This window comes from Pseudomonas zhanjiangensis (assembly GCF_041027545.1).
In the GTDB taxonomy this organism is placed as follows: Bacteria; Pseudomonadota; Gammaproteobacteria; order Pseudomonadales; family Pseudomonadaceae; genus Aquipseudomonas; species Aquipseudomonas zhanjiangensis.
Genome location: NZ_JBFTEG010000002.1, coordinates 469,226 through 485,694, shown reverse-complemented (window position 1 = coordinate 485,694; position 16,469 = coordinate 469,226). Strand labels below are relative to the sequence as shown.

Here is a 16,469-nt window from a genome sequence, read left to right as displayed (position 1 = left end):
GCATCGCCGCTGCGCGCTACCACCGACCCTGAACGTTGCCCGGTTCGGGCGGGCCGAACCCCAGTCGCTCGGCCAGCCGCAGGGGCCACTGATGGTTTGTAGACCCAGGCCCGCGCCACGTCCAGTGCTTATCCGGGAGGCGCATCTGTCGGCCAGCGGGACGCCGCCTATACTGGCCATAACGTCATGCGAGGGAGCCCTAGCATGTTCTCCATAATGGAAGACGCCCGGCTCGAGGCGCTGCATCTGGCCCTGGACCCGGGCACCGGCCTCAAGGCCGTCATCGCCATTCACAGCACCCGTCTGGGCCCGGCACTCGGCGGTTGCCGCTACCTGGCCTATCCCGACGAGCGCAGTGCGATCCGCGATGCCGCGCAACTGGCCCACAGCATGAGCTACAAGGCCGCCCTGGCGGGCCTGCCCCTGGGCGGCGGCAAGTCGGTGATCATCCGCCCGCCGCACCTGGATAATCGCGGCGCCCTGTTCGAGGCCTTCGGCCGCTTTATCGAGAGCCTCAAGGGGCGCTATATCACCGCCGTGGACAGCGGCACCTCCAGCGCCGACATGGACTGCATCGCCCAGCACACCCAGCACGTCACCAGCACCACCAGCGAGGGCGACCCCTCGCCGCACACCGCCATGGGGGTTTTCGCCGGCATCCGCGCCACCGCCCTGGCGCGCCTGGGCAGCGACGACCTGGAGGGCTTGCGGGTGGCCATTCAGGGCCTCGGCCACGTCGGCTACGCCCTGGCTGAACAGCTGCAGGCGGCCGGCGCCGAATTGCTGGTCAGCGACCTGGATGCCGGTCGCGTGCGCCTGGCGGTGGAGCAACTGGGCGCCCAGCCGGTGGCCAGCGACGCGCTGCTCGCCAGTCGCTGCGACATCCTCGCGCCCTGTGGCCTGGGCGGCATCCTCACCGCCGAGAGCGTCGGCCAGTTGCGCTGCTCGGCGGTGGCCGGGGCGGCCAACAACCAGCTGGCCAGCGACGCCGTGGCCGACAGCCTGCAGGCCCGGGGGATTCTCTATGCGCCGGACTACGTGATCAACGCCGGCGGGCTGATCTATGTCGCCCTGCGCCACAAGGGCGCCAGCCAGGTGGAGATCACCACGCACATGACCAAGATCAGCCAGCGCCTGGCCCATATCTATGCCCAGGCCGAGGCCGACAAGCGCTCTCCGGCGCGGATCGCCGATGCCCAGGCCGAGGCCGTGCTCTATGGCTGAATGCCCTAAGCCGGCGCCATAAGCGTCGGCGCCGGCCCATGCACCCATAAGGTGCCGAGGAATTGCCCATGAACCCATTGCACCCCGATCTGCCCTTTACCCGCTACCTGGCCGCCGATGGCCGCTTGCTCGCCGAGCTGCCGCCCTGGGCCGACGATTTCGACCTGCTCTGCCGGCTCTACAAGCAGATGGTCCTGGCCCGTCTGTTCGACCAGAAGGCGGTGGCCCTGCAGCGCACCGGGCGCATCGGCACCTACGCGCCGACGGTGGGCCAGGAAGCCATCAGCGTGGCCATCGGCGCCCTGATGAAAGCGGAAGACGTGCTGGTGCCCTACTACCGTGACACCGCCGCCCAGGTCATGCGCGGGGTGAAGATGGAGGAGATCCTGCTCTACTGGGGCGGCGACGAGCGCGGCAGCGCCTATGTGGACCCGGGCGTGGCCGAGGACTTTCCGCTGTGCGTGCCGATCGCCACCCAGGCCCTGCACGCCTGCGGGGTGGCCACGGCGATGAAGATCCGCGGCGAGCATCGCGTCGCCGTCACCACCTGCGGCGACGGCGCCACCAGCAAGGGCGACTTCCTCGAGGCGCTCAACGTCGCCGGCGCCTGGCAGTTGCCGGTGGTCTTCGTGGTCAACAACAACCAGTGGGCGATCTCGGTGCCACGGCGCATCCAGTGCGGTGCCCCGACCCTGGCGCAGAAGGCGATCGGCGCCGGCTTCCATGGCGAGCAGGTCGACGGCAACGACATCCTCGCCGTCTACGAACGCCTGCAGCTGGCCCTGGAACGCGCCCGCCACGGCAAGGGCCCGGTGTTGCTGGAGTGCCTGAGCTACCGCCTGGGCGACCATACCACCGCCGATGACGCCACCCGCTACCGCTCGGCCTCCGAGGTCAAGCAGGCCTGGCAGGAGGAGCCGATCAAGCGCCTGCAGACCTTTCTCGCCGCCCAGGGGGTATGGAACGAGGCGCGTGAGCAGGCCCTGATCGGCGAGTGCCAGGCCCAGGTGCAGCAGGCGGTCGAGGCCTTCGAGGCGGCGGGCAACCAGCCACTGGAAAGCGTCTTCGATTACGTCTATGCGCAATGGCCGGCGGCGCTGGCCGAACAACGTGAGCAGTTCTTCGAGCGTGCCGCGCGGCGCGAGGAGGGCGGTGACCATGAGTAACGACAAGCTCAGCCTGCTCGAGGCGGTCAACCTGGCCCTGCACCGGGCGATGGACGAGGACGCCAACGTGGTGGTGCTCGGCGAGGACGTCAGCGTCAACGGCGGGGTGTTCCGCGCCACCGCCGGCCTGCGCGAGGCCTTCGGTTTCAAGCGGGTGATCGACACGCCACTGGCTGAGACCATGATCGCCGGCCTGGCCGTGGGCATGGCCGCCCAGGGACTCAAGCCGGTGATGGAAATCCAGTTCATGGGCTTCATCTACCCGGCGCTGGATCAGCTGGTGTCCCATGCCAGCCGGATGCGCAACCGCACCCGCGGCCGCCTGAGCTGCCCGATGGTGCTGCGCACGCCGATGGGCGCCGGCATCCGCGCGCCGGAGCACCACAGCGAGAGCACCGAGGCGCTGTTCGCCCATATCCCCGGGCTGCGGGTGGTCATCCCCTCGTCGCCGGCACGGGCCTACGGCCTGTTGCTGGCCGCCATCGACGACCCCGATCCGGTGATCTTCCTCGAACCCACGCGGCTCTACCGGATGAACCCGCAGGCCCTGGCCGACGACGGCAAGCGCCTGCCGCTGGACAGCTGCTTCACCCTGCGCGAAGGCAGTGACCTGACTCTGGTCAGCTGGGGCGCCAGCGTTCACGAGACCCTGCAGGCAGCCGTGAAGCTGCAGGAGCGCGGAGTGTCCGCCGAGGTGATCGACGTCGCCTGCGTCAAGCCGCTGGACCTCGACACCCTGGAGGCCTCGGTGCGCAAGACCGGGCGCTGCGTGATCGTGCACGAGGCGCCGAAGAGTTGCGCGGTGGGCGCGGAGATCGCCGCCAGCCTCTACGAGCGTGCCCTGCTCGACCTGCAGGCGCCGATCCAGCGGGTCACCGCGCCGGACATCCCGCCGCCGCTGTACCGCCTGGAACAGCTGTACATGCCCGGCGTCGAGGACATCCTCGCCGCCTGCGAGACGGTGCTGGACTACGCCTGATTCGGCGCGGCTGGAGGAGAAGGAACGATGAAATATTTCAAACTGCCCGACCTCGGCGAGGGCCTGCAGGAAGCCGAGATCGTCGAATGGCACGTCAAGGCCGGCGATCAGGTCAAGGCCGACCAGCTGCTGGTCTCGGTGGAAACCGCCAAGGCCATCGTCGACATCCCGGCCCCCTACGACGGGGTGGTGGCCAAGACCTTCGGCAGCGAGGGCGACATCCTGCACGTCGGCGAGCCCCTGCTCGGCTATGAAGGCGAGGCCGACAGCGGCACTGTGGTCGGCCGCCTGGAAGGGGGCGGCGAGGAGCAGGCCGACAGTTTCTTCGTCGGCGCGGCGCCCTCGACCCGCGAGCACCTGGCGCCACGCGCGACCCCGGCGGTGCGCCAGCTGGCGCGCCGGCTGGGCGTCGACCTGAGCGGCCTGAGCGGCTCAGGAGCCGATGGCCTGATCACCCGCGCCGATGTCGAGGCCGCCACCCAGAGCGCCCGCGACAAGTTCGGCGGCGACAAGCTGCGCGGCGTGCGCCGCAGCATGGCGATCAACATGGCGCGGGCGCACGCCGAGGTGGTGCCGGTGTTCATCGCCGGCGACGCCGACCTGCACCGCTGGACCCAGGCCCGCGATCCACTGGTGCGCCTGGCCCAGGCCATCGCCGCCGCCTGTGAGGTCGAACCGGTGCTCAACAGCTGGTTCGATGGCAAAAGTCTGTCGATCAGGCAGCATGAGCAACTCGACCTGGGCATCGCCGTGGACACCGCCGAGGGCCTGTTCGTGCCGGTGCTGCGCGATGTCGGTGCGCGCACGGCCGAGGACCTGAAGGCCGGCATCAGCCGCCTGCGCGAGGACGTCAAGGCCCGCTCGATTCCGCCCCAGGAGATGATGGGCGCGACCCTGACCCTGTCCAATTTCGGCACCCTGTTCGGCCGCTACGCCAACCCGGTGGTGGTGCCGCCGCAGGTGGCGATCATCGGCGCCGGCGGCATCCGCGACGAGCCGGTGGCGGTCGACGGCAAGGTCGAGGTGCACCCGATCCTGCCCCTGTCACTGACCTTCGACCACCGCGCGGTCACCGGGGGTGAGGCGGCGCGCTTTCTCAAGGCGCTGGTGCAGGCGCTGGAGCAGCCAGAGGGCTGAGCCCGGCGATCGAGTGGAACAGCTGGCGCGCCTGGCCCCGCCACCACGCCTATCGTTGCGGTTGCTCGGCCCAGCGCAGGCGGGCGCGACCGGGCATCTCGACCTTCGGCAGGCTTTCGCGGTCGAGCACCCTGTGCTCCTCCAGCAGACCATTGATGTAGAGGATATAGGCGGTCAGGGCGTAGACCTGGTCGTTGCTCAGACTCTTGGGCGAATGGTGCGGCATGGCCCTGCGCGTGTAATCGAAGATCGTGGTCGCGTACGGCCACAGTCCGCCGACCGATAGCACCAGCAGCGGCTGGTCACGAATACGCAGGATGCGCAGCGGATCGTCGAGACTGAAGAAACCGTCGCTGCCGACCAGGCGTGCCGCCGGCCCCTCGCGCCCCTCGGCGCCGTGGCAGGCCGCGCAACTGCTGGCATAGAGCGCACGTCCGTCGTCCACGCTGCCGCTGCCGGGTGGCAGGTTGCGGCCATCGGGGTACACCGTCATGGCATAGCGCTGGATGGTCTGCGCCGGCAAGGCTTGGCCGAAGTCGATCGGCGCTTGCGCAGCCGTGGTGCGGGCGAGTGCGAGCAGCAGGACGCAGTACCAGAGGCTACGCATAGCTGTTCTCCACTGTCCCGTCGCGCCCGACCCGCCAGGCCTGGATGGCGTTGTAGTGGTTGAACGAATGGGCCGCATAGCGGCTGCGCCATTCGCTGCGGGTCGGTTGGACATGGCCCTGCTCGTCGCTGGCGCGACTGAGCAGGGTGGTGGCCGCACCGGTCCACTGCCAGGGAATGCTGAAGCGGGTCAGCGCCTTGTCCAGCACCGGGCCGTGCAGCTGCGCCTGGGTCCAGCTGCGGCCATTGTCGGCGGAGACCTCGACCTTGGCGATCCGTCCCGTTCCCGACCAGGCCAGGCCGGATATTTCATAGAAGCCCTTGAGTTCGGGCAGGCGCTGGCGACCGGAGGGGTGGGTGATCACCGACTTGACGTCCATCGCAAAGCCGAAGGCGAGGATGTCGTCGTTGCTGAGGATCCGCGTGTAGAGGCCCGATTCGTCCTTGCTGAAGGCCGGTTGGTCGCTGACTTCCAACCGATGCAGCCACTTGATGCTGACATTGCCCTCCCAGCCGGGCACGAACAGGCGCACCGGGTAGCCCTGGGAGGGACGCAGACGCTCGCCATTCTGGTAGAAGGCGACGATGGCGTCGTCCATCAGCTTGGCCAGCGGCAGGCTGCGGCTGTGGGAACCGCCGTCGGCCCCTTCGCAGATGACCCAGCGCGCCGACGCCTTCACCCCGGCCTCACGCAGCAGATGGGACAAGGGCACGCCGGTCCACTCCGAGCAGGAGATCTGGCCGAACAGCGCTTGGCAGTCGCCGTCGAGCGCGCTTGGCGAGAGGGCGTTGGCAGCGGTATTGCCCGCGCACTCGAGGAACTGGATGCGTGACACCATGGGGTAGCGCATCAGCCGCTGCAGGTCGAACTGCAGGGGGCGCTCGACCAGGCCATGGATCAACAACCGATGCCGCTCTGGCTCGATCGCCGGAACGCCGTTGTGGTGGACCGCGAAATGCAGCCCGCTGGGAGTGATGATGCCGCGCTGGTGCTGTAGCGGTGAGTGCCAGATGCTGAAGCCGGCGGTCTGTGGGGTGTTTGGCTGCAGTTGCCGCAGCACCTGGCTTTCGTGCGGTGAGGGGCTGCCGTAAGCGCTGTCGGCGGCGCCGAGACTGGTCATCCAGGTCGGCATGGGCGGCTCGCTATCGGCCAGTAGCCTGCCGGCGGGCGACAGGCCAATGGCAGTGGCGATGCTCAGACCGTAGCCACTCTTGAGGAAGCTGCGACGATCGAGCAGACCGTTGCCAGCGGCAAAGCGCAGGGCAGAGGTGTTCATTGTGGGATCTCCGGTGGTGAGGGCTGTCTTCCGTGAAAATGACCATAAAACTAGAAAACTAGTTATATGGTTGCGTGTGCCGGGCTGGGTGTCTATCCTGCCGCCCATGGAACTCAACGACGTCGCATCCTGCCTGGAGGCACTGGGTAACCCGGTACGCCTGCAGGTCTTCCGCACCCTGGTCCGCAGCGGTCCGCAGGGGCTCAACTTCGGCCAGCTGCAGGAGCGTATCGGCATACCGCGCTCGACCCTCGCCCACCACCTCGGCACCATGGTTCAGGCCGGGGTGTTGCGCCAGGAGCGGGACGGGCGCGAGGTGTTCAACCGCATCGATTTCGCCAGGTTGCAGCTGGCTCTGCGGTTCGTCATGGCCGAATGTTGCCAGGACAGCCCGGCGGGCTGACCCGCCAGTGGCGGCAGGGCCCCGAGGAGCTCTGAGGGCCGGCCATCGGCCGCACGCTGGGTTCCGAGTCGACTGAATCGCGCCTACCTATACTGGACAATGGGGTTTCTGCGGAGCCGTTTGCAGCGCGCAGGGCGACCGTCGGCGCTTCGGCTCGGGCAGGTGCGGCAACTCAGGAGGATGGCTGTTCTTGCCGCATGTCCCGCGCCTGGCGGGGCAGAGGAGGCAAGATGACTCAGTGGAATTTCGAAGCGGACTACTTCACCGCCTGCAACTGCGACTGGGGCTGTCCGTGCAACTTCAATGCGCGGCCGACCGAGGGCCGCTGCATGGGCTGGGGTGCCTGGAGCATCCTCAGTGGGCGGTTCGAGCGGGTGGCGCTGGACGGCCTGCGCTTTGCACTCTTCTACAGCTTTCCCGGCCTGATAGAGGACGGCGATGGGCATGCCTGCGCCTATCTCGACAGCCGCGCCAACCCGCAACAGCGTGCGGCGCTGGAGGCGATCGGCACCGGCAAGGCCGGGGGCGGCATCTTCGACCTGTTCGGTGCGCAGCTGGTCAGCCACTGGTTACCGACTAAGGTGGCGCCCATCGAGTTCGAGTTCAACGACGGCCAGGGGCGGGTGCGCATCGAGGGCTTCGCCGAGGCCGACAGCGAGCTGCTCAGCTACCCGGACGGCAGCGTCATCCGGCCCTGGGTCGAACTGTCCCACGGCATCGAATACAAGCGCGGCCTGATGACCAACGCCAAGCGCTGGTGGTGGCGCGACGATGAGCTGCTGGCCAACTACGCGAACAAGTACGGTGCGGTGGCGCGGGTCAAGTTCAGCGAAGAGGGCTGCATCGGTTGACCCTTGCGCGGATGGTGGCGGCGGTCAGCGCGTGGCCACGCCCAAGGGCTGGCGCAGGCCGCGGATACAGCCGACAGGGCTGGGGAGCCTGATATGCAACTGGAAACCCTGAGTATCCCGACGCGGTTCTGCGGGCCGCCGCTGTCGGGCAACGGCGGCTATGTGTGCGGGCGCATCGCCCGGCATATCGACGGCTGTGCCGCGGTGCGGCTGCTGGATCGTGAGCTGAGCCTGGAGGTCGGCGAGCACGGCACGCTGCGCCTGATGAGCGGCGCCGTCTTGGTCGCCGAGGGGCGCGCCGCGCAGCTGAACCTGGCCGTGCCAGCGGCGCCGAGCCTGGACGAGGCCCGGCAGGCGGCGCAGCACTATCTGGGGTTTCGTCACCACAGCTTTCCGCGGTGTTTTGTCTGCGGACCCTTGCGTCATGAGGGTGACGGCCTGCGGATATTTCCTGGCCGTCTGCCGGGGCGGTCGCAGGTGGCCGCGCCTTGGCTGGTCGATCCTTCCCTGGCCAGCGATGGCCAGGTACCGACGGAGTTCCTCTGGGCCGCGCTGGACTGTCCGGGCGCCTTCGCCTTTCTGCCGATCGAGGCCGGCATGGCGCTGGTGCTGGGCCAGCTCACGGTGCGCATCGACGGCAGTGTGCGGCCCGCGGAGCCTTGCCTGGTGATGGCCTGGCCGCTGGGTATCGAGGGCAGGAAGCACCTGGCCGGCTCCGCGCTGTTCTCCGTCTCGGGCCAGCTGATCGCACTCGCCCAGGCCACCTGGATTGCCGTGCCGGAGCGAACCTTTCAGGGATGAGGTCCGCGCGGCCAGCCGGCGACTCATTCCCCGGTATCGTCCTTGCCCAGTTCGTTGAGGGCGTCGGGCTGGTTCTTGAAGGCCTTGGCGAAGATGTCGCGGTTCTTCGCCATGAAGATACCGAGTTCCTCGCCCTGGCTCTCGTTCAGCGAGGGCACGGCCTTCTGCAGCACATCGGTGAGCAGCTCGGCCAGTTCCAGCATCTTGTCGTGACGGTCGGCTTCGGCCTTATCCATAAACAAACGCTCCAGATCTCGACTGCTGCGGTACACCACTTCGACGGCCATTCATCACCTCTACGCCTTCACGCTGATGGGTTGCAAGAAAACTGTTTATTTATACAGTTGTTGCGCAGTGTAAAGCACTTGGCCGTGCCTGGATAGGCCGCATCGGCCGCTCGGCCCGCGTCGTCTCGCCTTCGCCGCTACAGAGGTAGTCGTGGTGAGTCTGTGTCGGTTCGGCGAGGATCGCCAGGCGTTCCCCGACATTGCACTCGCTGCGCCGGCGCAGGAGACCTGGCCTCCTCGACGCCGATCAGCCGGTGCCGGACCGCCTGCCAGCGCGCCCTCTGGCCGATGAAGAACACCGCGTGCTGGCAGAGCACGGCCACCGGTTCCTCGAGGATTGGTACCCAATAGGCTTTCAGTCAGGGCGTTGGCGCGGGGGCCAATAGGGCGACGCCAGGGCCGGCCCTAGCCGCCGTGCGGCGCCTCGTTCCCCGTGCGCTATGGTTATCAATAGCGCTTGTGCCTCCACCATCTCGTACTTCTGCTCCCTGAGCGAGTCGACTTCGCCTGCGAACGGCGGTGGTTTGCGATGAAACACAGCATCGGTTTCCGTCTCAATGCCTTGTTCGTCCTGCTGGTGACCGCATTGCTCGGCTGCTCCGGGGCGCTGAGTTACTGGAGCATGCGCGGACAGTTGCTTGAACAGTACCAGCGTACCCGCGACGCGGTGCAGCAGCGTCTGCAGATCAACCTGGTCAACCCGCTGTGGAACTTCGATATCGCCACGCTGGAGGAGAACCTGGCCGCCGAGTTGCAGCCACCGGTGCAGGGGATCGTGGTCTATTCGGACCTGGATGAGCGGATGGCGGCTGTCGGTGTGACGCAGCCGGATACGCAGCCCGGTGGCCACGAAGAGCGGGTCGAGTTCGCGCTACACAACCGTGCTCGCGAAGACGGTCGGCTGCTGGGGCGGGTGCAGATGACGCTGTCGCGACAGGAAATGGAAAGCACCCTGGATGAACAGATCTGGCGGCGTCTGGCGGAGATATTCGCGCTGGACGTGTTGCTGGTCACCGCGCTGTCGCTGAGCCTGCGCCTGCTGGTGCTCAAGCCGCTCACCGCACTGCGCGATGCGCTGAATCTGGCGGCGCAGCATCGGGGGCCGCCAGCCGCGCTGAGGTTGCCGAGCGAGCGGCGCGACGAGTTCGGCGAAGTGGTGCGTGGCTTCAAGCGCATCGCCCGGCGTCTGGCCGACGACCTGGAGGCCAGGCGGCGAGCCGAGAGCGAGATTCGCCAGGCCTACGAAGACCTGCAGCAGACCCAGGCCACCCTGGTCCAGTCGGAGAAGATGGCGGCCCTCGGCGGCTTGGTAGCGGGGGTGGCGCACGAGATCAACACACCGGTGGGGATCGCCGTGACCGGGGCCAGCGTGCTGGCCGAGGAGACCCGCCGCTGCGCCGCCCAACTGCAGGCCGGCAACCTGAAGAAGTCGCAAGTCGAAGGCTATCTGCAGACGGCCGCGGAAAGCGCGGAGCTGATTCTGGCCAATGCCAACCGGGCGGCCCATCTGGTGCAAAGCTTCAAGCAGGTGGCGGTCGACCAGACCAGCGAGGCGCGCCGCGAGTTCAACCTGGCGCGTTATCTGGACGAGGTGGTCGAGAGCCTGCGGCCGACCTACAAGCGCCTGCCGATCGAGGTAAGCGTGGACTGTGCCACGGATATCCAGCTGGACAGCTACCCGGGGGCGCTGGCCCAGGTGGTGACCAATCTGTTGGTCAACGCGGTGACCCACGCGTTTCCCGAGGGCCAAAGTGGCCGCATCGAGATCGTCGCCAGGGCCGAGGAGGGCTGGGTCAGCCTGCGATTCGAAGACGACGGACAGGGCATCGCCGACGAGCATCTGCCACGCATCTTCGAACCCTTTTTCACCACCAAACGTGGTTCCGGCGGGAGCGGTTTGGGTTTGCATGTGGTCTATAACATCGTGACCCAGCGTCTGGGCGGCCAGATCCGGGTGGCGAGTGCACCGGGGCAGGGCACGCGCTTCAACCTGCGTATCCCCTTGATCGCGCCGCGCCCAGCGGAGGAGGCAACATGAGCAACGAGCATCCCCTTGAGGAGGACGACTGGCTGATCGATGACAGTGTCGATCAGCCGCTCGCGGCCCCCGAGCAGCCCTGGCGGCTGCTGGTCGTCGACGATGAGCCGGATGTCCACCAGGTCACCCGCCTGGCCCTGCGTGGTGTCGAATACAAGGGCCGTGGCGTGGAGCTGCTGAGCGCCTATTCCGCGCAGGAAGGCTTCGAGATGCTGCGCGACAAGCCTGACATCGCCCTGGTGCTGCTCGATGTGGTGATGGAGACCGATGATGCCGGCCTGCGCCTGGTACGCCGGGTGCGCGAGGAACTGGGCAATGCGCTGGTGCGCATCGTCCTGCGCACCGGTCATCCCGGTCAGGCGCCGGAGCAGGAAGTGATCCTCGCCTACGACATCAACGACTACAAGGCCAAGACCGAGTTGACCCTGCAGAAGCTCTACACCACGGTCATCGCCTCCCTGCGCGCCTACGAGAGCCTGGTCGCCATCGAGCGCAGCCGCCAGGGCTTGAGCAAGATCCTCGAGGGCTCGGCCAACCTCTATCAGATGCACTCGCTGCGTGAGTTCGCCTCGGGCGTGCTGGCACAGATCGGCGCGATTCTCGATGTCGGCACCCACGGCATCCTCTGCGTGCGCCATGGCGCCGGCAGTAATTCGGTGGCGCTGCAGGTACTCGGCGCCACCGGCAATTTCGCCGCGCTGGAGCAGCAGGACGAACTCGACGACAAGCACCCGATCTATCCGTTGCTGTTGCAGGCGATCCAGACCCGCCACAGTGTCTATGCCTATCCCAACGAGGTGCTCTACATCCCTACTCATACCCGCCACGAGTTTCTGCTGTATTTCACCCCGCCCTGGCCCTTGACCGAGGTCGACAAGGATCTGTTGGAGGTGTTCTGCAGCCGTATCGCCTCGGCCTTCGACAACCTCCATCATCACCTGCAGATGGGCCGTGCCCAGGAGGCCACGGTGGTGGCCCTGGCCGACCTCGCCGAGTTCCGCGACAGCGACACCGGCGAGCACGTGCTGCGCGTGGAGCACTGGACCGAGCGTACCGCCCAGCGCATGGCCGAGCGCGGCGACTATCCGCAGGAGCTGACGCCGCGCTTCCTCGAACTGGTCGGCATGGCCAGCATCCTGCATGACGTGGGCAAGGTCGCCACGCCCGACCAGGTGCTGTTCAAGCCGGGGCAGCACGACCAGGAGCAACGCGAGGTGATGCGCCAGCATGCCAGTATCGGTGCGGCCATCTTGAAGCGTTCGGCGCGCATGGTGGAGGGTCAGAGTTACCTGTCGATCGGCGCCGAGATCGCCGGTGGCCATCATGAGCATTTCGATGGTGGTGGTTATCCTCAGGCCCTCAAGGGCGAGCAGATCCCCCTCGCGGCGCGCATCGTCGCGGTGGTCGACGTGTTCGACGCGCTGACCCACCGGCGTCCCTACAAGGAGCCCTGGTCCCTGGCCGACTCCCTGGCCTATATCCAGGAACGCAGCGGCACGCAGTTCGATCCCAAGGTGGTCTCGGCCTTCCGCGAGGTCATCGACGAGGAGTATCCGGCGGCTCAGGGGCTTGCCTGAGGTGCAGGCACTGGCGCCGCATCGAGGCAGCCATGCACTAGACTTGTAGAGCAGGCGCTGGCAACCAGCGCACTGCGTGGGAGGCGCGGGGCAGAGTCCCCGTAGGCAGGCGACAGGGTCGTTGCGACAATGGCCGGATGTTCTGCCGGCCAGCGCGGCTTCATCTGGAGGGTGGGGCCAGCACCAATGCTCAGGCCAACGGCAGGAGGTGCATCATGACCATGGCCACCCGTTTACACGACTATCTGCAACAGAAGCATTGCCACTACGACATGCTCCAGCACGACCCCTCGATGACTTCGCGCGAAGCCGCCCGGCGTGCCGGGGTACCGCCGCACCTGATGGCCAAGTCGGTGATCCTCGACGACTTCCAGGGCCACTGGTTGATGGCGGTAGTGCCGGCGACCCGTCAGGTCGACCTGAACAAGGTGCGCAAGCTGACCAAGCGCCACTGGCGCCTGGCGCGGGAGAACGAGTTCGTGCCGCGCTTCAGCGATTGCGCGACCGGGGCGATCCCGCCGGTGGGCAGCGCCTTCGCCATGGACACTTTGATCGACGAGGCCCTGACCGGGGTGAAGGATCTGTATTTCGAGTCGGGCGATCACGAAGGCCTGGTGCACATGAGCGCCAAGCAGTTCACCAAGCTGATGCCGACCGCCCAGTGCGGGCCGATCAGCGAATAGCCTGACTCGGCTGGCGCCGCGCTGCGCGGCGCCGGCATCCCTTGGCGTCCCTGCGCGGCAGGGGCGTGTCTTATTGCCGCACGGCGCTGTTTTTACCCGCCGCCGTGCCCCCCTTTCTGCATAATCCAACCGTCATCCGCGGGCGCGATCATTGCCGGTGCCCACCTTCGAGGAGTTGCATCGTGAAACTGAATTGGGCCGAGACCCTGCGCGAGAACCTGCATGGCCTGGCCGAGTCGCTCGGCAATCTGCTGGTCGAGAGCTTCCACTACCTGGCCCTGTTCGCCATTGGCGGGGCCACCGCCTGGGCGGCGGTGATGGCGTTCAGCGACATGGTCGACAAGGGCCACACCACGGTCGACGACATCCTGCTGCTGTTCATCTACCTCGAGCTGGGCGCGATGGTGGGGATCTACTTCAAGACCAACCACATGCCGATCCGTTTCCTGATCTATGTGGCGATCACCGCCCTGACCCGCCTGCTGATCTCCGATGTGTCGCACCATCATCGCCCGGACATGGGCGTGGTGCTGATTTCCGGGGCCATCCTGCTGCTGGCCCTGTCGATCCTGGTGGTGCGCTATGCCTCCTCGCGCTTCCCGTCGGTGCAGACCGACGGGCCGCGGATGCGCCGCGGCCCCGGAGAGGAGCTGGCCAAGGGCGACGTGCAGGGCACCGATTGAGTCGCGCGGTCGTTCGGCACCCACGCCAGGCGGTCAGTCGCTAAGAGGCGCGAACAGCGCCTGCAGGTCGTCCTCGCTCATCTGCCACTGCGCCTGGCTGCCGCCTTCCAGCACGCCGCGCGCCAGGTTGGCCTTGGCCTGCTGCAGCTGCTGGATTTTCTCCTCGACGCTGCCGCGGGCGATCAGCTTGTAGACGAACACCGGCTTGTCCTGGCCGATGCGGTAGGCGCGGTCGCTGGCCTGGGCCTCGGCGGCCGGGTTCCACCAGGGATCGAAGTGGATCACGGTGTCGGCGGCGGTGAGGTTGAGCCCGGCGCCGCCGGCCTTGAGGCTGATCAGGAACACCGGGAACTGCCCGGCCTGGAACTGCTGCACCGGGGTGCGGCGGTCCTGGGTGCTGCCGGTGAGCTTGGCGTAGCCGATCCGGCGCGCCTGCAGTTCGCCCTCGATCAGCGCCAGCATCGAGGTGAACTGGGAGAACAGCAGCACCCTCCGGCCTTCCTCAACCAGTTCCTCGAGCATCTCCAGCAAGGCGCTGAGCTTGCCCGAATCGCTGGCCTGCAGCGCCGCGCCGTTGCCCTCGTCGCCGAGCAGGCGCAGGTCGCAGCAGGCCTGGCGCAGGCGCAGCAGGGCCTCGAGGATGACGATCTGGCTGCGCGCCAGGCCCTGGCGGGCAATCTCGGCGCGGACCTTCTTGTCCATCGCCAGGCGCAGGGTCTCGTAGCGGTCGCGCTGGGCGTCGCTCAGCTCGACCCAGTGGGTGATCTCGGTCTTGGCCGGCAGCTCGCGGGCCACCTGTTCCTTGTTGCGCCGCAGCACGAACGGCTTGATCCGTCCGCGCAGGTGCGCCAGGCGCTGTTCGTTGGCCTGCTTCTCGATCGGCGTGCGGTAGTCGCGGGTGAAGGCCTTGGCGTCGCCGAGCCAGCCGGGCATGAGGAAGTTGAACAGCGACCAGAGCTCGCCCAGGTGGTTTTCCAGCGGCGTGCCGGTCAGGCACAGGCGCTGCCGTGCACGCAGCTGCCCGGCGGCCAGCGCCGCCTTGCTGCGCGGGTTCTTGATGTTCTGCGCCTCGTCGAGGATCAGCAGCCGATAGGGCCGCGCCGCCAGTACCTTGAGGTCGCGCGGCAGCAGGGCATAGGTGGTGAGGATGATGTCGTGCTGGTCGATCAGGGCGAACTGGCCGCGCCGTTTGGCCCCGTGCAGGGCCAGCACCCTGAGCTGCGGGGTGAAGCGCGCGGCCTCGTCCTGCCAGTTGGGGATCAGGCTGGTGGGCATGACGATCAGCGCCGGGTGGTCGAGGCGGTCGGCCTGCTTCTCGCCGAGGATATGCGCCAGGGTTTGCAGGGTCTTGCCCAGCCCCATGTCGTCGGCCAGCACGCCACCGACCTCCAGCTCACCGAGGGTCTGCATCCAGGCCAGGCCCTGCAATTGGTAGGGACGCAGCTTGGCCTGCAGACCGCGCGGGGCCTTTACCTGGCGCTCGGGCAGGGCCTGCAGGCGCTGGGCGAAGCCGCGCAGCTGCTCGCCGCCCTGCCAGTTCAGCGCTGGGCCCTGCTCCAGGTCGGCCAGGCGGGCGGCATCGGCGCGGCCCAGACGCACGCGCTGGCCGATTTCGTCGGGGTCGCGGAAGAACAGCTCGCCGAGGGTGGCCAGCAGCGGCTTGAGGCGGGCGAAGGGCAGGGCGATGCGGCGCTGGCTGTGCGGCAGGTTGACCAGCAGCATCTCCTCGTCGGCACGCTGGGCCAGGGCCTCGCCGGCGAGCAGCCAGGGCTTCTGGCGAATCGCCTGGAGCAGGATCGGCAGCAGGCTGAGGCGCTGGCCCTCGACCTCGATGCCCAGTTCCAGGTCGAACCAGTCGTGCTCGGGGGCGTCCTCGATCTCGGCGTACCAGTCGTCGACCTCGGCCAGGTTGTACTGGAACTCCGGCTGCAGGCGGATCTGCCAGCCCTGCGCGCGCAGCAATGGCAGCTGCTGCTGGACGAAGGCCAGCCAGGCCGCCTCGCCCGGCAGCTCGAAGTGTTCGCCGGGGTGTTCGGCCAGTGCCTCGCTCTGGCGTAGCGCGACCTGCAGGCCGGTGTCGTCCAGGCGCCGGCGCAGGGCGGCTTCGGCCTCGGCGTCGCGTGGGATGCGCAGGGTCAGGCGCGGTCCCTGGCGCACCAGCAGGTCCTTGCTCGGCTTGCCGTAGGCCAGATGGCCCTGGTAGTCGAAGGCCAGGGCGGCGCGGTGCTGGGTCTGCTCCTGCATGCGCCCCTTGCGCGCATCGAAATGCACCCGCACGTGGCTGCCCAGGGTCAGCACCGGCTGCGGCTTTACCCCCTCGATCAGCTGCTCTTCGGCTTGCGGGCTCGGCACGATCAGCGGGCTGAGGTCGATGCCGGCCTGTTGCTGCTGCTCCAGGGTCAAGAGTGCGGCGGCCACATGCTTGCAGTTGTAGCCCACCGGGCAGCTGCAATGGCCGCTGACGCTCCAGCTCTGGCCATAGGGGTGCAGGGTGATGCGCTGCTGATAGGTCTGCGCGCCACTGCCGCGACAGCTGGCCAGCAGGGTGTGGTCCTTGAGGCTGAGCAGCTTGCTGCGCTTCTGCTCGGCATAGCCGAGGCCGCGGCTGAAGTCGCCCGCGCCGAAGCCCCCCCGCCAGTCCTGCTGGTGCAGGTGGAGGATGTCCAGGCTCATCGGGCGAGCCTCACGGGGAACGGATCAAGTGCAATCATGGCCGGGCCGAACGGAGAACAGCCGATGATTTTGACACAGCCAGCG

Annotated in this window: 15 protein-coding genes; 11 read left to right on the top strand and 4 right to left on the bottom strand. The window is 67.6% G+C overall.

Annotated features, from left to right (window positions below; translation table 11 throughout):
• Window positions 1-204: 204 nt before the first annotated feature.
• From AB5S05_RS04780 to AB5S05_RS04765, 4 genes are all read left to right on the top strand, one after another.
• A complete protein-coding gene (locus AB5S05_RS04780) occupies window positions 205-1,224 on the top strand; it encodes a Leu/Phe/Val dehydrogenase (RefSeq protein WP_369286323.1) in 1,020 nt (339 codons plus the stop codon).
• A 68-nt stretch (window positions 1,225-1,292) separates the two neighbouring features.
• Window positions 1,293-2,390 carry a pyruvate dehydrogenase (acetyl-transferring) E1 component subunit alpha gene (pdhA, locus tag AB5S05_RS04775; protein WP_369286322.1) on the top strand — a complete coding sequence of 366 codons (1,098 nt, stop codon included), beginning with the start codon at window positions 1,293-1,295 and terminating at the stop codon, window positions 2,388-2,390.
• Complete coding sequence (locus AB5S05_RS04770) at window positions 2,383-3,369, top strand: alpha-ketoacid dehydrogenase subunit beta (RefSeq protein ID WP_369286321.1); 987 nt, start codon at window positions 2,383-2,385, stop codon at window positions 3,367-3,369. Before pdhA ends, AB5S05_RS04770 begins: the two co-directional genes overlap by 8 nt.
• A 27-nt stretch (window positions 3,370-3,396) precedes the next feature.
• A complete protein-coding gene (locus AB5S05_RS04765) occupies window positions 3,397-4,506 on the top strand; it encodes a dihydrolipoamide acetyltransferase family protein (RefSeq protein ID WP_369286320.1) in 1,110 nt (369 codons plus the stop codon).
• Between the two features lie 49 nt (window positions 4,507-4,555).
• Here the strand turns inward: AB5S05_RS04765 and AB5S05_RS04760 are convergent, their stop codons facing one another.
• Window positions 4,556-5,113, bottom strand: coding sequence for a c-type cytochrome (locus tag AB5S05_RS04760; RefSeq protein ID WP_369286319.1), 558 nt, complete (start codon window positions 5,111-5,113; stop codon window positions 4,556-4,558).
• Complete coding sequence (gene soxC, locus AB5S05_RS04755; RefSeq protein WP_369286318.1) at window positions 5,106-6,389, bottom strand: sulfite dehydrogenase; 1,284 nt, start codon at window positions 6,387-6,389, stop codon at window positions 5,106-5,108. Before soxC ends, AB5S05_RS04760 begins: the two co-directional genes overlap by 8 nt.
• 106 nt (window positions 6,390-6,495) lie before the next feature.
• Here soxC and AB5S05_RS04750 point away from each other — a divergent pair, with 106 nt between their 5' ends.
• The 3 genes from AB5S05_RS04750 (at window position 6,496) to AB5S05_RS04740 (ending at window position 8,444) form a co-directional block, all read left to right on the top strand.
• Complete coding sequence (locus tag AB5S05_RS04750; RefSeq protein WP_369286317.1) at window positions 6,496-6,792, top strand: ArsR/SmtB family transcription factor; 297 nt, start codon at window positions 6,496-6,498, stop codon at window positions 6,790-6,792.
• Window positions 6,793-7,022: 230 nt separating this feature from the next.
• Window positions 7,023-7,643: a DUF1326 domain-containing protein gene (locus AB5S05_RS04745; protein WP_369286315.1), complete on the top strand. Its 621-nt coding sequence runs from the start codon at window positions 7,023-7,025 to the stop codon at window positions 7,641-7,643.
• Window positions 7,644-7,736: 93 nt separating this feature from the next.
• Window positions 7,737-8,444 carry a hypothetical protein gene (locus AB5S05_RS04740; protein WP_369286314.1) on the top strand — a complete coding sequence of 236 codons (708 nt, stop codon included), beginning with the start codon at window positions 7,737-7,739 and terminating at the stop codon, window positions 8,442-8,444.
• Window positions 8,445-8,467: 23 nt separating this feature from the next.
• On the opposite strand, the gene AB5S05_RS04735 is transcribed toward AB5S05_RS04740, so the two are convergent.
• A complete protein-coding gene (locus AB5S05_RS04735; protein WP_369286313.1) occupies window positions 8,468-8,731 on the bottom strand; it encodes a YebG family protein in 264 nt (87 codons plus the stop codon).
• A gap of 529 nt (window positions 8,732-9,260) precedes the next feature.
• Between AB5S05_RS04735 and AB5S05_RS04730 the strand changes: the two genes are divergently transcribed.
• The 4 genes from AB5S05_RS04730 (at window position 9,261) to AB5S05_RS04715 (ending at window position 13,712) form a co-directional block, all read left to right on the top strand.
• The gene (locus AB5S05_RS04730) at window positions 9,261-10,769 is read left to right on the top strand and encodes a sensor histidine kinase (protein WP_369286312.1); all 1,509 of its coding nucleotides are present in this window, start codon (window positions 9,261-9,263) and stop codon (window positions 10,767-10,769) included.
• Window positions 10,766-12,346 (top strand): response regulator, encoded by a 1,581-nt coding sequence (locus tag AB5S05_RS04725; protein ID WP_369286311.1) that lies wholly within the window; start codon window positions 10,766-10,768, stop codon window positions 12,344-12,346. Before AB5S05_RS04730 ends, AB5S05_RS04725 begins: the two co-directional genes overlap by 4 nt.
• A 215-nt stretch (window positions 12,347-12,561) precedes the next feature.
• Window positions 12,562-13,029: an aminoacyl-tRNA deacylase gene (locus tag AB5S05_RS04720; protein WP_369286310.1), complete on the top strand. Its 468-nt coding sequence runs from the start codon at window positions 12,562-12,564 to the stop codon at window positions 13,027-13,029.
• 182 nt (window positions 13,030-13,211) lie between these two features.
• Window positions 13,212-13,712, top strand: a complete 501-nt coding sequence (locus tag AB5S05_RS04715) for a phosphate-starvation-inducible protein PsiE (protein WP_369286309.1) — start codon at window positions 13,212-13,214, stop codon at window positions 13,710-13,712.
• Window positions 13,713-13,745: 33 nt separating this feature from the next.
• Here the strand turns inward: AB5S05_RS04715 and AB5S05_RS04710 are convergent, their stop codons facing one another.
• Window positions 13,746-16,385, bottom strand: coding sequence for a DEAD/DEAH box helicase (locus AB5S05_RS04710; protein ID WP_369286308.1), 2,640 nt, complete (start codon window positions 16,383-16,385; stop codon window positions 13,746-13,748).
• Window positions 16,386-16,469: the final 84 nt, after the last annotated feature.